Source organism: Paenibacillus tyrphae (assembly GCF_024158745.1).
Lineage (GTDB): Bacteria > Bacillota > Bacilli > Paenibacillales > NBRC-103111 > Paenibacillus_G > Paenibacillus_G tyrfis_A.
The window spans coordinates 1-13443 of the sequence record NZ_JAMZAW010000031.1; the positions used below are offsets into that span (position 1 = coordinate 1).

Consider the following 13443-nt stretch of genomic DNA (forward strand, 5'->3'; position numbering starts at 1 on the left):
AGTTCGCATTGTGGTTTACACTGAAAGGTCCGGAGCCAATCAAGGTTTTCTAGTTATCGTTTTCCAGGTAAGTATAAATGAAAATTTATTATGCTCTTTTTCCTGTGCCAGTTCATTATAAAACTCACTGGGTGTTGATTCACGATGTTTCGACCAATATCCTACCTCATCCAAAATTATTGAATCATTTAACTTACCAAGTGTATAAGCTAATCCTGCCGCTAAAGAAAATTGTACTGCCTCTCGACTTCGACTGCCCTCAATACCAATCGTTATCCAAGTTCCTGCTTCAACTATGTTAATATATGGTGACATCGTTTCGATTTTTGTTAATGTAATGCTTACACGTTCATCATTAGAATCTTGAAAATAGATCAAAAATAGGCGATTCTCCTGAAATATTTCTTCCATGGTAACCAAGCAAGTTGTCCCAGATTCTATCTCAACAATATGCAGTGATGTTACATTGCGACAATTAATTAACAAAGCTACATTTTTTAAAGCTCCTCTACTAACTTTTTTAGTGAGATATCTTCTTTAGTTAATTTCACATCGATTTCAATAGACATGGTTCACCTCGGCATAAACGAATTAAGGTGTATACATTTCAAACGGTGAATCTTCATACGGGTAATACATAAGTTATATGTGTTATTGTTTGATGATGGCTTCATTTCTCCCCCACCCCCTCCAAAAAAAGAAACCTTGAAGGCAAGCCAATCAAGGTTAAAAGAACTAAATTATTCTCTTCTAATGCATAAGTTTTTACAGGTTTACCACTTTCTGAATCAAAGAAGTAAATCCGTGCACATTGCGGGCATTTCCATACGTCATATTTAGGAAACGGAATTGCTAGTGGGTCAACAGAATCGTTCTGAGTGATTGAATCCCATTCCCTATCTGTATAGACCCTTAACTCGATATCATTCGGAGATTCGGTTGTAGATAAATGTTTGCCACATTTGCATAAAAAAACTGCCATTATTTTCACCCTTCCTTAAGGAAATAAAATTGTACCATCATTTCAGCGATAATAAAGTCTTTAGTTAACTTAAATGTTGTATATGAATAGATGAAACATCCAACCACCTGAACATAGTGTTTTCGCTTGGTCGTTTTATCTGAATAAAAAATGCTAAACAGAAAATAATTTTAATGTTTGAATTTTCTACAGGCATGCAGTCGTGTCTAGAAAGGAATACACTATGAGTTGTCCAACTTACTCTGTAGTTCCTGGTGCTCCTAATTCCGTACAAGCGACTTTTGGTCCACCAAACAATCAACTTACTATTACGGGTACGTCACTACTCGACGGCTTTGGAAGCATGGCTGGCAGTATCTTATTAGTGTGCGGTAACAACACATCAATTAATCTTCGTCTAATATCTTGGACAGACAGGGAAATCGTTACAATCCTTCCTGATAGCCGTCCTTGTATACCTGACCAACAGAATAATTACCATATTCAGGTACGAAAATCATCGGGCGAGCTTTGTCCGCCTATACCCATCTCGATCTCTGATTCCATCATATCTCAGCCAATCGACTTAGAAAGGCTTGCCCACTTAATGTATATTGATCCTCAACTTCCATCCCCTCCGCCACCGGGGCAACCAGAGTTGCCTGAACCGATCTTCGCCAAGCTTGTTGCCCCAAATATTTCTGGTGTTGTTTTTACCGACCAACTGGGAAACACATTGCCCGTGTATTCGGATCTACATGCATTTGAGAGACCGATTACAGAGGGTACGTCACCTGCTTCGCATGAGCCTTTGAGTCCAATTGTTTCTGATCTTCTACCCGTTACCGTGGTAAAAGTCGAAATTAGCTGGAGTGCCAATCGAGATGACGGAACCCCGGCAGAGTTCTTAGTTAAGCCGAACCTTTCTGCTCCACGTGATGCAAATACACAAGTTGCAGATGTAGTGTTTCTTTTTAAGCCACATGTGGTTGAACTGACGAGAGACAATTTGCGAACTGCTCCGCTACAAAGACGACAAATCCATATAAAAGTAAGGCTGTCGGTTGATAACATTTTAACAACGGGTTGGATCGACGACCTTCCCTTTGTGGAAGTCCTTATCCCCTCCCTCCAGATTCCAACCGTTTTGGCACTGTACCAAGGTATCAACCTACAACAAAGTGTCCTGATTTTAGTCCCATCAAGCTCACCATTTGAGAGTGTGGCGGGACTTAGATTCTTCCTAGAGAGGCTTAATTCCATTGTCTATACGCTTAAAGAAATAGGTTCTTTTGCAAGCTTTCTTCTCGGTCTTGATTCTTTGGTAAATGCCCTTCCCTCCGTTGGTGGTTCAAATTATGTGGTAACTGACGATATTTTACTGGATGACATTTCTTTTGAACCCGGTGCCACATGGGAGGACCGGGTCAGCTCTATACTTTTCATTGGACCACAGGGTAAATGGGTGCATTGTCAGAATAAGTCACATAATGATGAGGAAGGGTCATTTATAATCACTATAGGTGAGGAATATCATGTGATCGTACCAACTCTTCGTGCAAACCCGCTTCATCCAGTGGATCGGATTTTCATCAATCATCAACCGACAGATGATGATCCAGGAGAACACTCATATCTTTTCGATGATACGCTATCAACAATTATTTTCTCCCCTCCCATTCCTGCTAGGCCATACGTTGACATCGTTGGTCCGCGTAGTATCAGATTGGATCATCCGCACGGCGTAATACAGGAATACAGGATCAATTATGAAAATTTGGAAGATCCAATTTCGATCGCATGGAGTTCCAATGGCTCAGTCATAAATCCCGCCTCTAAGATAACTAACATCTCCTTTTTCAATACAGGAACATGGCTTGTACAGGTTGACGTGACGGACATCAATCGCGTACATGTACAGAATCATATAGACGTAATTGTCGAAGTAGCCCCTCTGGGCTGCCTTAGAATTCCACCAATTTGTTGTACCCATCCTAGCTCACCTGTGTGTGGGCCTCGTATGAAACCATGACAAAAAAATCCATCTTGATCATTGGGTGGCCGAGACCGATAACTTACGGTCTCGTCGGGACGGTACTCCACCCGATACCTACGTGATCGGGTCTCATGACGGTACTGGACGCTCGTCTTACGAGACCGGTAATCCCTGCTGCGTATGCCGGTGCTCTCGGAGTGCGCGGCCTAGTGCCGTCACACTCGGGGCGCGCGGTCCGTTCGCCGGCTTCATGCAGCCGGACGTCGAGAAATTGGAGCAGCGACATGGGACGAGAATATGAAGTCCTAGACTGTCGCTGTTTCATTGAACTAACGTACCCATTAGTCTTTTGTCGGGTGCATTTATTTCACTTCATGGAAAAATTATTTCGCCGTTGTCGCTGCTGACATCAAAAAATCCTACCTTATGTTTTAAAGCTAATTCCCGCATTGTCGTATAGGCTTCCTCAGCTACGGAAAAAGCGAAAGCCGCATAGATGACGGCAGAACCAAGCGAGTAGTCAGTCAAGCGGTTATCAGTTCCGGCTTCCTCCAAAGCTTCAAAAATTTCATCATCTACATTCATGTTGGGAAAATGCTTTGATAGATCCCTGTAAAAGCGCTGCAGCGCCTCCGAGCAGACTGAAGGATCATTATATTCATGGTCTTCCGACCATTGCACTTGCCGCTCGTACCAATCCATAAACGCCTTACTTTCCTTCGGTGCCGTGGATGCCTCGAAAGCCATTAGATCATAGCTCATTTGAACTCCTCCCGTATGTAATTACTTTCTATTGTACAGATCGCTTGTCCCTCGTCTATCCATCCTCCATCTCACTTTTAGAGGGAAGATTAGTTTTAATACTTAATCCTGGAAACAATCAGTAGATAGTGTGTATATTATACTAGTCTCGGCTGGTCGCTCCCGATGACACGCGAAGGGCAGTTACTCCATGCAGATAGTAGTTTGTTCAATGGACAGTTAGCGAAGAAACCTTTTCCACTTATTGGCGTCAAATATATAGAAATAATCAATATATAGTTGACACATTTATAAATTTTTAGTGGAAGGATCGATTCAGTTCAATGAATAGAAAGTTCATATTTTTCAGCGATTCTCAATTTATAGAAGAATTTAATGATTTCGCAGATCGACTAGTGTATTTCCAACAGGACTACGAAAAATTTTCTAGACTTGTGATTTGGCCGGGTGATAAAGCCATCTTCGTAATAAGCGAACTGCTTAAGATTACTAAAGAAAAATATGAAATATTTTATATCTTGAGGAGTTCAAGATGCAACAACGAAGAGGCTCGATACAAAATGGAGGCAGTAGACTTAAAAACAATTACTGAGTTTTTAGAGAAATTTGGTACATATTTTGAATACGATAGTCGTCATAGGATTGTTATTCGATCGTCAGATGAGAGACTAACCTATTTTGTTTTTGATGAAGAAAACATTATTTTAGCTTACGGTAACGTTGAGGAATTTAAGTTATTATTGAATCGCCTTGGATTTGATGAATATAATAAACCACTAATGTATCCTGAACCACATATGCATTTGTATCAAGAAGAACTAGATAAATATGAGGATAAGGTGTTAAGCTATTTCCCTTGGGTAAAAAGTAAATTAATGGAAGTAGATCGGTGATAACGCAAACGAAGAGGTTAGTTTAGCAACAATGCAAATGCTGCCACACAATTAGTGGCAGCATTCATTTTTAAATTCGGTAATTCCAGGGAGACTCTACATGTTCTTATGTATGCTTAAATTAGAACGATTATTTGAATAAGGGTTATTCAACACATACGTATACAAATTCAGACAAATCCTTAAAACACTTTAAAACATTTTAAAACGATTTGAAACTCTTTGAAATATTTAAAAGATATAAAGAATTTATAACGATTTCAAAGTCTTCAAAAGTCTTTAAAAGTAGACCGGGGCGAGTGGTTAAGCCATCATCCGATACCCGTGCGCATGCGGCTGCCGCTACGCAGCCGGACGCCGCTCGCCGTCCAGCACCGAATATCGTGCATTGACGGTCGTTGTAGCTTCCAGGGTTGCGACGTTGCTTTGCAACCACCGATGGGTCACCAGGCTTTAAGGTGCCCACTAATAAGAAACCTTGAATGACAAAAAGCCAACCAAGGTTCATTTCAATTTAAACTTTTTGTTTCAATTCTACTTCCACTAGATATTCAAAGAGATTTCGGTACTTCGTTCGTTCAATTTGGCGGTTATCATGGTCATAACAAACAGATTTTTTTCACTCAATCCATTTTCAATTATATATCCATAGTAATCGCCTGCCTGATTATCTGACACAGCAAGAAAATGCTGTTTTTCCAACAAGCCTATTGATTGATTTTGATTTGCTATATTCCATTCACTATCTGCCGAAACGGAAAAGATAACTGTGAAGGCAAAATAACCACCACCAAAGGCCTCAATAAACTCCTTATAATCTTCAGGCAAGCTAACATTCAACTGTTTTTCTACAATCTTAATTTCAGCTTTTATCCCAACTGGGTCTGCATCAAGAGCGAACCATATCGGATTTGAAGCCTTTAGTCGGTTTGCATGTTCATTAAACTGATTAAAATCCACTTACAATTACCCCCAATAAGTTTAGTTTATGAGAAATATGTACCGCTGCTGCGATAAAAACCATCAGATTATTAAAAAAGCAACCTTGAAAGGCTAGTGCCAATGAAGGTTGCTCAGCAAAGAAGCATTTTGTTTTTAATCATTTAAGGCTTCTCGAATTAGATCTAGCACTTCCTGATCTTCTTCTTTTTCTCTTGCGCTGTAGAATATTTTAATAAAACATCTTCAATATGTTGATATACCCCAAAACCACTTCCTCCACCAAAAGAATTCAAAAATAACGGGATACATTTAGGATCAGGATTGTTTAAAAAGTGAATCCTTACTTCGTCATACTTTTTGATGATATCGAACCTTTCTTCACTATCTTTGGGTAAGGGCTGATTGTCTTTCAAAAACATAATGGCTTGTTCAGTGTTCATTTATTTGTCGAATCCTCCCAAAGATTTCTTTAATAGGTTTCCACAAAAGAAACCTTGAAAGACATAAAACCAATCAAGGTTCTAGATAAAATTTTAATTTTTCTGTCTAGTCCAATGACTAGATTCAGTTTCCCTCCAAGCAATCCAACCAAGCGGTAAATCATTAAGAATTGTTACAGAAATATCATAGTCCACAATTTCTTTTAGACTTACGAGAGTTGCATTATCCATATCTACATCTTCTCCACAATGAAACTGCCACATGCCGTCATCCTCATCATGTGAAACAAACAGAATAGGCTTTTTCATTATTAAAACATCCTTAGTTGTTAAAATCATTGTGTTAGGTAAGTCATTAAATAGCCAATTATTTGACAATAGTATCACTCCTGATTTGTTCATTCATCCCATTTTGCCCTGTTTTCTTTTCTTGATAGTACCTGAGCATTACTGTAGCTGTTTGAACAAGACAATAAATTCGTCGCTATTTATATTTTTTGCTTCCGTTTAATTAACTCCCGATTCTCCCACAAAAGCATGCGTAAGTTTGATTTTGACCCTTGAATAACAAAATGCGGAATTTGTCTTTGCTTTGCAATTTCAACGCAGCTCCAGGTAGCTCGGTGCGATGTTGCCGTCAGTAGAAAAAATAAAGCATCGGCTTTGCTTAAATCCGCGTGAATGCGTTCCGGGGCGTCGCCGCTATCATGTACGAGTATTGCGCCTGTCTCCGCCACAACCCCTTCGAACCATTTCCGCAGACCGCCGACAATTACGATTTTACACTGATCCAAGAATGGATCCGGCTTCGTCTTCTCGGCTGGCCTCCTAAGTAAAGATGGTTTATTTGCTTTGAATTCCTGCTCGGCCGCAGACTGTTTTGTTTTCCGGTACAATCGGGATAATCGGGCAAAACGTCCTTCGTGAGCAACATTGAATAGACATGGATCCCCGTGATTAGGTTGTTGTATTTCAATATCTCGTCGGTGCAAAGGATATCGGTTTTGTGAATTGTTGATGTCTACACAGTACCACGTGAAATGATCTCCGAGCTCGACATATCCATCAAATTGGCGGACCGGAGCATAGGTATCGTCTCCTTGAAGCAGGAGCTCGATTTCATATAGGGTCATGCCGTTTTGTTGTTTGCCTGGCGAGCATTGCACTTCGGCTTCATGCTCAAGCCCGTGTTGATGGATCATCGATTCCGTAATGTTAAACGTTGTTCCGTCCTCCAGCACGATGTAACCGCCATGATCGCGACGATAGAACGTACCAACATAAGAATCCCGGCTCACTTCCGGTATGCTTGGTGCTGATTCAATCGAATTATCGCTTATCTGTAGATGATCTTTAGATTGCACCTGCCCATTTCCTTGCTGAAACTGCTCCAAAAGATCAATCAAGTCAAAAATTTTCCTTATCCGAGCCCTAAGAACAGATGCGTTCTCCGGATTGGCTTGCCGAAGCTCGTGATAAAGTTTGTCCGACTCCGGCAACAAGGAATTTAAAAGAAGCCCGATAAGCTCTTCCGTGCTACTTTGTCCTTTCCTCTCATACTGTTGTTTCCATTGTTCCAATTCATCTTCTATTTTTATCACATTGGCTTTCATTTCTTCGACTTTCAATTCGGCTTCTTTCACCAGAACTAGCAGATCGTTTTTATCCTTATTCAAACCATCCAGCCGAGCTTCCAGCTGAATCCGGCAGGCTTCCGCTTCCGTTTTTTGCTTCGACGCCTGTTCTTTCAATATCATGAATTCCGCCGCTAATTGCTTCTTTTCGCTTTCTATTTTTTCCAGCTTCTTCGTTTGAATTCCAAGCTCCTTACGCAACTGCTCGGCTTCCTTTTCCCTCGTCTGGCGTAAGGCAACCTCGTTCTTCAACTTTTGCTCAATAATAGTATGCTTTTCGTCGTTGGAACGGTCATCTTGCGGACTCTTCGCTTCCGGAGCCTTCTCTTTTAATCCTTCTTCAAGCTCTCTTATGGCCTTTTCCCAGGATGTTCTTCCTGTCGCGCGGCCAGGATGAAACCGGAGAGCCCAGTACACGTGCCATCGCCCAAATTTTAAGATGTTCTCCTCTTTTGCAGCCAAAAATGTTTCCAGGGAGACGGGAGATTCGTCTTTTAACAAATCGAATACGGTGAATATGATAACCCAACAAAGTCGTTCTCGATCAGAGGTGAGATAATGTTTTTGCAGTTGGAAGAGTAGTTTATGAAAGAGTGCATCGGGAAATTTCTTATACTTGGAGAAAACGATGGGGAAATTTAAGAAATGGGCTATTGCTCGTTTTTGTTGAACGGATAATTCATTAATTAAAAATCTGAATTTATCGATCGGGAAAGGGAGACTTATCTCTTCTTGTATAGCTTGCATAAAAGTCGGCTTTTGTTCCTCATGTCCCTCCGATAAGGAGCTAATTTGACGGACTTCGGCCTTTTCGCTCATGAACATCCTCCTATTTAATGAATAAAACACCATAATTTAGGATTCGATGCTCAGTTCCTAATTCCTCCAATTTATACAGAAATACTTAGGACCCAGTTAAAAATTCCTGCATACCCGGGCTCCCCGCAAAGCGCCCGGATTCCCTTCCTTGATTCAACCTTGCTTTGCGGGGCGGTGTAACGACCGGAAGTGGATTCACTGCCTCGGCGGCTTGTTGTATCCTCTGTCCCCGTAAGGCTGCAATTTTTCCAGCCACGGTTTTTCCATCATTTTGAGCTCCCACTTCATATCCGTCACATCGTCCGTTTTCTGCTCCTCCAGCACCTCATAGGTGAAGGCTTCGGCTCCATGCTCCTTCCAATCCTTTTGCAGCTCCAAATTGGCGAATCTCCCCATATCCAGCTGCATCTTGATGGTCATCCATTTGTTTTTCAGATTCGGATAGCTGTCCACGAAAATTTTGCCGTTGACTTTATTCGTGATTTGGATGATCCCCATGTAAGTCTTAATCTGCTTAAATTCCTCCAGCAGCTCCTTGCGTTTGCTTTTATCCATGTTTTGTCTCTCCTTCCGGGCCCGTAAATCATAAATACCGGGCGATAATCCGAACCAGCTTGGCCGGAAATTCATTTAGATTGGTAATATCCAGGAATCGCTCATTCCCATAGATTTGGCTAATGACGTCCTTGTCTTGGCCGATCGCGGCGGCAAGAAATGTAATTCCTTTCCGCTCGTATTCGGCAATCGTCTGCTGCATGTCTTGAATGGCATAGCTGCCGGTATAATCGTCCATGGCTTTGGGCTGTCCGTCGCTGATGCTGATCAAGAGCTTCGTCTTTTGCGGCGTGACAGCCAGCCGTTCCGCAATAATTCTTAAAGCCATGCCGTCGCGATTGTTGCTTCTGGCCCGAATCCCCATTAGTCGGAAACGGTCATTCGCATCGGTTCGATCAAAGTCGGTATAGGCATAAATCGACATTTGCTCTAGTCTGGAAGTATCCGCCGTATCGCCATAGATCAAAACGGGGATATGACACAGCTGGCAAAATTCATATACGGCGATGACTGCACGCTTGGCCGCTTCCAATCTGCCAAAAGCCGTCATCGATGCCGATTCGTCGACCCTCAGACCGACCACAAGCGAAGGCGATTCCGTCGGAGGGCGTTTTTTGGCAAAATACCTGAAATCCCGGTAAGCCACGCTGTCCGCTTGAAATTTGCTGCCGTAGTAATGATTTCTTGCAAATTCAAAGGAAGCCTCTTGCTCCAGCAGCGGAAGCGTCTTTCTTGCAATTTCCCCTACGATGGGCATTAGTCCCTTGCTCAGGCGGACATATTCCTGCTGGTTTGCCTGATCGTAATCCGGACGGTGAACGACGAGCTTTACCTTATGATGAATTGAATTGGACACAACTTCCCGTGCGTCTTGATTCAGCTTTTTGCGGAAATTGCGCTCTTGCCGCTTCGCCTCCTCTGACACGGATTCAGGGTTGGCCGGATGATAGGCCGGAGCGTTGCTTTCCCCCAAATCCGAGCTTTCCATGCCGGCATCATCCTCGGAACCATCGGAATCATCGATGCGGTCGGACGAGCTCTCTTCGCTATCCGCGCTTTTTTTCAATGCGATCGCGTCATCGTCCGCAGGATGGTCTAGATCCAAGTCGGTACTATCGACATCTCCCCAAGTCTTGATCTCTAAGGCTTCAGAATCCCGTTTTTTTTTACTTGAGTTTCAACCTCATCCAAGCTTGCCGTCAAGCCATGGCTTGCAAGCGCATCTTCCAACAGCTTGATTTCCTCGGAGTCGGTTGTGATCTTGTAGATGACTTTATGATAAAGGGATTGTTTCACGGAGGCCCCTTCGGCGACCGCATCGGCCCAGTAGAAATAGGAACGCATACCGGCCACCCCTTTAATTGCATTGGCCCGGGCGGTTTTGTCCAGAATAATAATGGTGTCTGCCAAAACGTCCAATACCCGTTCATTTCTGTAACCGGTTTTGGCCATGGCGCGTTCCATCATCACTTCTTTCGTCGGCAGATCCATCTTTTCCGAGTGCTGAACTCTGTCGCGCAATGCCTCGTTTAACGGCCTGGCCCCTGCGTAGCTGCGGTTAGTCGTGATGACCGATATGAAATCCGGATGTCTGCGCACGATTTCCGTAGGGAGATTAATGCTGCCATCCAGTTCTAAGGCGGAATTGAGTGCCATTAACACCGCGGCATCCCGAATGACGTTCGGCTCTTGGATTTCCAGGACGTACCCCTTCTGATAAGCCCGGACGATCTCGGAAGGGTAGAATCGATACTCTACCGCCTCGCCTTCGGTGTTTTCCGCAGCCAGCTTCAGCAGCTGCTTCATTTTTAAGGCAGCCTGCTCCGGGGCGATTCCCAAGACGTCGGTCAAAACTCCGGCTGCGCTTTGAAAACCGTCGCTCTCGTACAACGCCTTCAAAGCCGCCCGGTCCGCAGGCTCCAGCTTCTCCAGCCGCTCAGAGGAAATCACGGGCAAAATTGCGCCGATAATATCCGATTTATCCATATCCGCAAAGCAAGTGACCTTTGTATACGGTAACCCAAAATTCGCCGACAATGCTTTGGCGAGCTGCGTTTTTCCCGAGCCTGCATCGCCCTCCAACAAAATGTTGGCGATTTTCATTTCCCCGCGGTGCCAGTTGCGCTTGACTTCCGCGCTTATGCGTCGTTCTTCTTCGCTGGCCTTATGCGTTGACGGCTTTTGCCATACAAGCGCTTGTTCCGCATCGGTCAGTTGTCTTGCAGGAGACAATACATATTCCTGATTCATTCCTAACCACTTCCTCTAATTCAAGTTAATACCCCATGTCCTTCAAAATTCTGGATAACGTGCGCAACCGTTCCCCGATCAGCTCGCCGTCGTCGCTCAGAGCCTGATTGAACAGCTTGATATCTTCATTGATACGCTCATTGTCCGTACAGATGGACACAGTCATGGCATCCCCTTGCAGACCGACCCGGTCGATCACCGGCTCCTGCGGGTCATACAAATGCTCATACCGGTAAGCTTCGCGAAAATGCGCCATCGTCCGGCAAATCAGAATGGACAAATCAAGAACGCGGTGAAGAGGCATCTCCTCCGATTGCCGGGACCATTTTTCCCCTGTGTATCGCCATACCTTGGCCGAAATATCGATTTTTCCCCTGTCATTCCATTGGGCCAATCCCAAGGATAGACCTTTGGCATCCGTGTTGCGGGCGAATCGGCCGTCAACCTGCTCATAATTTTCGGAAACGACAACTGGCTTATGCTTTAACGTAGTCGGTATTTTCATGTTATGACCTCTTTTCATTTACTAAATCACTGATTTACTAATTTACTAAATTACTAAATTGCAACTTCATTGTATCCTTCACTTGATCGAATGTCAATCCGTTGGTTGACCGGCTGCTTCAAAAAGAAAAAGAGCCGTTTCGGCTTCCCTTATGATGGGGAAACCCGGCTCTTGTTCAATCCAAAGCAGAATTTGGGAGTCTATAACCTTGCGGCTCTATTTATTTATTGCGTGAAATTTCCGGATGACTATCATGAACCAACCGCCAGACGCTCTTCGATTTGGGAGCACAGTGCCTCCTCGGTTTCCAAGCCGGCCCAATACATCTTGAGTTCCTGGTTGATGACGGACAGCTCTCTTGCGCTGATCGCCAAATCCGTAAAATACCGAAAGCCGGGAATCGTTTCGCGAAATAGTGAAAAGCGCGACGGGAGATACCTTTTTTCTCCCCCTACCCACTCGGCGGCCGATTTTCTGGCGGGAAGACTGTACGTGTTCTGCCGAACGAAAAGCTGGGCTTTGTACCCGGTCAAAAATTCCACCAGCTTGGCGGCGGCAGCCTTGACGCGCGACTGCCGATTGATCCCCAGCCCGATGTTCAGCAGCATTGTCATCGGCGTGCCCAGATGCGGTACGGGTGCGATGTCAAAGGATACCCGCTCGCCAAGCAAATAATTCAAATAAAAATAACTGGTCATAATCATCGACGCTTTGCCCTTGGCCAGAAGCAGCTCCGATTCGCCGGTCGTAACCCCTTCCGATAGTGAGGGAATACTATGCTTCATCTCCCCGCAGTAGCGAAGCGCGTCCAGCATCGGCGTACCGGCAAGCTTAAGCCGGCCGTCTTCGTGCCGCTCGAACTTTCCTCCGGTCTGCAACAGCAGAAGAGGCCAGCGGTTCGACGAATACAAGTCGCAATGAAAGCCAAGCCGTTCACCCGGAATGGCAAGCCGCGAAGAATAGTCGATCAGATCGTTCCACTGCCAGCTGCTGTCCGGCTCGGATAAATGTGCCTCTCGAAAATGATCCCGGTTATAACAAAGAATGAGCGGAGAAAAAATAAACGGCTGCACGAGCTGGCGGTCATTCACCTTAAACGCGTCCGACAGGAAGGAATACAACTCCGGATTGCGTTCCATCGGCTCCAGCAGCCCTTCGGCTCCGTTCTCCACACATTCCTGAAAATTCATAAAGTTCATCATGACCACATCGAGGATGCCGCCGGACAAGTACTCACTGATATACCTGTAGTTGGTGCTGGATGTAGGCACAGCTTGTACGCGAATATGCGGGTTTTCCTCCTGAAAGATGGACAACAGTTGATGAATCCCCGCTTCTCCGGTGACGGAGCTGTGAAAGCCCAGCTTTACCGTAACGAAAGCTCCGTCCATAGGACCGACAACCTTCGTACCGACGCGCGGTATTTTTTCGATCAGTCCCTCCGAAACGAGAACCTCCAGCCCTTTTCGCACCGATTGATTGCTCAACTGGAATTGCGCAGCGAAAGATTTTTCGGAAGGCAAATAGTCTCCTACCGGCCGCTTTCCTGTCAATATGTCTTCCCGCAGCGTACTGACGAATTCGCTCAGCCGCTCGCGGGGCGTTTTGCGACTTGTCCTTGCTTCCATCCTTAGACCTCATTTCCATCCGATACACGGTAAAGAACAGGAAATAGGGACGAATCCT

The 13443-nt window shown here is 44.4% G+C and carries 15 protein-coding genes; 2 read left to right on the forward strand and 13 right to left on the reverse strand.

What is annotated here, in order from left to right; all coding sequences use genetic code 11:
* Positions 1-39 precede the first annotated feature (39 nt).
* Together NI000_RS31620 and NI000_RS31625 are read right to left on the reverse strand one after the other, a co-directional pair.
* On the reverse strand, positions 40-411 hold the full coding sequence (locus tag NI000_RS31620; protein ID WP_253415314.1) for a hypothetical protein: 372 nt from the start codon (positions 409-411) through the stop codon (positions 40-42).
* A gap of 259 nt (positions 412-670) precedes the next feature.
* On the reverse strand, positions 671-982 hold the full coding sequence (locus NI000_RS31625; RefSeq protein WP_253415315.1) for a hypothetical protein: 312 nt from the start codon (positions 980-982) through the stop codon (positions 671-673).
* A gap of 586 nt (positions 983-1568) precedes the next feature.
* On the opposite strand from NI000_RS31625, the gene NI000_RS31630 reads away from it, so the two are divergent.
* On the forward strand, positions 1569-2993 hold the full coding sequence (locus NI000_RS31630; protein ID WP_253415316.1) for a hypothetical protein: 1425 nt from the start codon (positions 1569-1571) through the stop codon (positions 2991-2993).
* Between the two features lie 336 nt (positions 2994-3329).
* Here NI000_RS31630 and NI000_RS31635 read toward each other — a convergent pair whose 3' ends face one another.
* Positions 3330-3719 carry a hypothetical protein gene (locus NI000_RS31635; RefSeq protein WP_253415317.1) on the reverse strand — a complete coding sequence of 130 codons (390 nt, stop codon included), beginning with the start codon at positions 3717-3719 and terminating at the stop codon, positions 3330-3332.
* A gap of 323 nt (positions 3720-4042) precedes the next feature.
* On the opposite strand from NI000_RS31635, the gene NI000_RS31640 reads away from it, so the two are divergent.
* A complete protein-coding gene (locus tag NI000_RS31640) occupies positions 4043-4612 on the forward strand; it encodes a hypothetical protein (protein ID WP_253415318.1) in 570 nt (189 codons plus the stop codon).
* Between the two features lie 202 nt (positions 4613-4814).
* On the opposite strand, the gene NI000_RS31645 is transcribed toward NI000_RS31640, so the two are convergent.
* The 10 genes from NI000_RS31645 to NI000_RS31690 form a co-directional block, all read right to left on the reverse strand.
* On the reverse strand, positions 4815-5120 hold the full coding sequence (locus tag NI000_RS31645; RefSeq protein ID WP_253415319.1) for a hypothetical protein: 306 nt from the start codon (positions 5118-5120) through the stop codon (positions 4815-4817).
* Between the two features lie 35 nt (positions 5121-5155).
* Positions 5156-5572 carry an SMI1/KNR4 family protein gene (locus NI000_RS31650; RefSeq protein ID WP_253415320.1) on the reverse strand — a complete coding sequence of 139 codons (417 nt, stop codon included), beginning with the start codon at positions 5570-5572 and terminating at the stop codon, positions 5156-5158.
* 164 nt (positions 5573-5736) lie between these two features.
* Complete coding sequence (locus NI000_RS31655) at positions 5737-5994, reverse strand: hypothetical protein (protein ID WP_253415321.1); 258 nt, start codon at positions 5992-5994, stop codon at positions 5737-5739.
* 93 nt (positions 5995-6087) lie between these two features.
* Positions 6088-6396 (reverse strand): hypothetical protein, encoded by a 309-nt coding sequence (locus tag NI000_RS31660; RefSeq protein WP_253415322.1) that lies wholly within the window; start codon positions 6394-6396, stop codon positions 6088-6090.
* A gap of 86 nt (positions 6397-6482) precedes the next feature.
* Positions 6483-8447 (reverse strand): hypothetical protein, encoded by a 1965-nt coding sequence (locus tag NI000_RS31665; protein WP_253415323.1) that lies wholly within the window; start codon positions 8445-8447, stop codon positions 6483-6485.
* Between the two features lie 195 nt (positions 8448-8642).
* A complete protein-coding gene (locus NI000_RS31670) occupies positions 8643-9002 on the reverse strand; it encodes a GIY-YIG nuclease family protein (RefSeq protein ID WP_253415324.1) in 360 nt (119 codons plus the stop codon).
* A gap of 28 nt (positions 9003-9030) precedes the next feature.
* Entirely contained in the window at positions 9031-10107 is a 1077-nt protein-coding gene (locus tag NI000_RS31675; protein ID WP_253415325.1) for a vWA domain-containing protein, read from the reverse strand.
* A gap of 35 nt (positions 10108-10142) precedes the next feature.
* Positions 10143-11252: an AAA family ATPase gene (locus tag NI000_RS31680; protein WP_253415326.1), complete on the reverse strand. Its 1110-nt coding sequence runs from the start codon at positions 11250-11252 to the stop codon at positions 10143-10145.
* A 25-nt stretch (positions 11253-11277) separates the two neighbouring features.
* Positions 11278-11757 (reverse strand): DUF6530 family protein, encoded by a 480-nt coding sequence (locus NI000_RS31685; RefSeq protein ID WP_253415327.1) that lies wholly within the window; start codon positions 11755-11757, stop codon positions 11278-11280.
* Positions 11758-12008: 251 nt separating this feature from the next.
* Entirely contained in the window at positions 12009-13385 is a 1377-nt protein-coding gene (locus tag NI000_RS31690) for an extracellular solute-binding protein (protein ID WP_253415328.1), read from the reverse strand.
* Positions 13386-13443 lie beyond the last annotated feature (58 nt).

What these genes read in the sequence shown, in the direction of transcription:
- NI000_RS31620 (WP_253415314.1), bottom strand. Translation starts at nt 411, where the DNA reads ATGGAAGAAATATTTCAGGAGAATCGCCTATTTTTGATCTATTTTCAA.
- NI000_RS31625 (WP_253415315.1), bottom strand. Translation starts at nt 982, where the DNA reads ATGGCAGTTTTTTTATGCAAATGTGGCAAACATTTATCTACAACCGAA.
- NI000_RS31630 (WP_253415316.1), top strand. Translation starts at nt 1,569, where the DNA reads ATGTATATTGATCCTCAACTTCCATCCCCTCCGCCACCGGGGCAACCA.
- NI000_RS31635 (WP_253415317.1), bottom strand. Translation starts at nt 3,719, where the DNA reads ATGAGCTATGATCTAATGGCTTTCGAGGCATCCACGGCACCGAAGGAA.
- NI000_RS31640 (WP_253415318.1), top strand. Translation starts at nt 4,043, where the DNA reads ATGAATAGAAAGTTCATATTTTTCAGCGATTCTCAATTTATAGAAGAA.
- NI000_RS31645 (WP_253415319.1), bottom strand. Translation starts at nt 5,120, where the DNA reads ATGAACCTTGGTTGGCTTTTTGTCATTCAAGGTTTCTTATTAGTGGGC.
- NI000_RS31655 (WP_253415321.1), bottom strand. Translation starts at nt 5,994, where the DNA reads ATGAACACTGAACAAGCCATTATGTTTTTGAAAGACAATCAGCCCTTA.
- NI000_RS31660 (WP_253415322.1), bottom strand. Translation starts at nt 6,396, where the DNA reads ATGAACAAATCAGGAGTGATACTATTGTCAAATAATTGGCTATTTAAT.
- NI000_RS31665 (WP_253415323.1), bottom strand. Translation starts at nt 8,447, where the DNA reads ATGAGCGAAAAGGCCGAAGTCCGTCAAATTAGCTCCTTATCGGAGGGA.
- NI000_RS31670 (WP_253415324.1), bottom strand. Translation starts at nt 9,002, where the DNA reads ATGGATAAAAGCAAACGCAAGGAGCTGCTGGAGGAATTTAAGCAGATT.
- NI000_RS31680 (WP_253415326.1), bottom strand. Translation starts at nt 11,252, where the DNA reads ATGAATCAGGAATATGTATTGTCTCCTGCAAGACAACTGACCGATGCG.
- NI000_RS31685 (WP_253415327.1), bottom strand. Translation starts at nt 11,757, where the DNA reads ATGAAAATACCGACTACGTTAAAGCATAAGCCAGTTGTCGTTTCCGAA.
- NI000_RS31690 (WP_253415328.1), bottom strand. Translation starts at nt 13,385, where the DNA reads ATGGAAGCAAGGACAAGTCGCAAAACGCCCCGCGAGCGGCTGAGCGAA.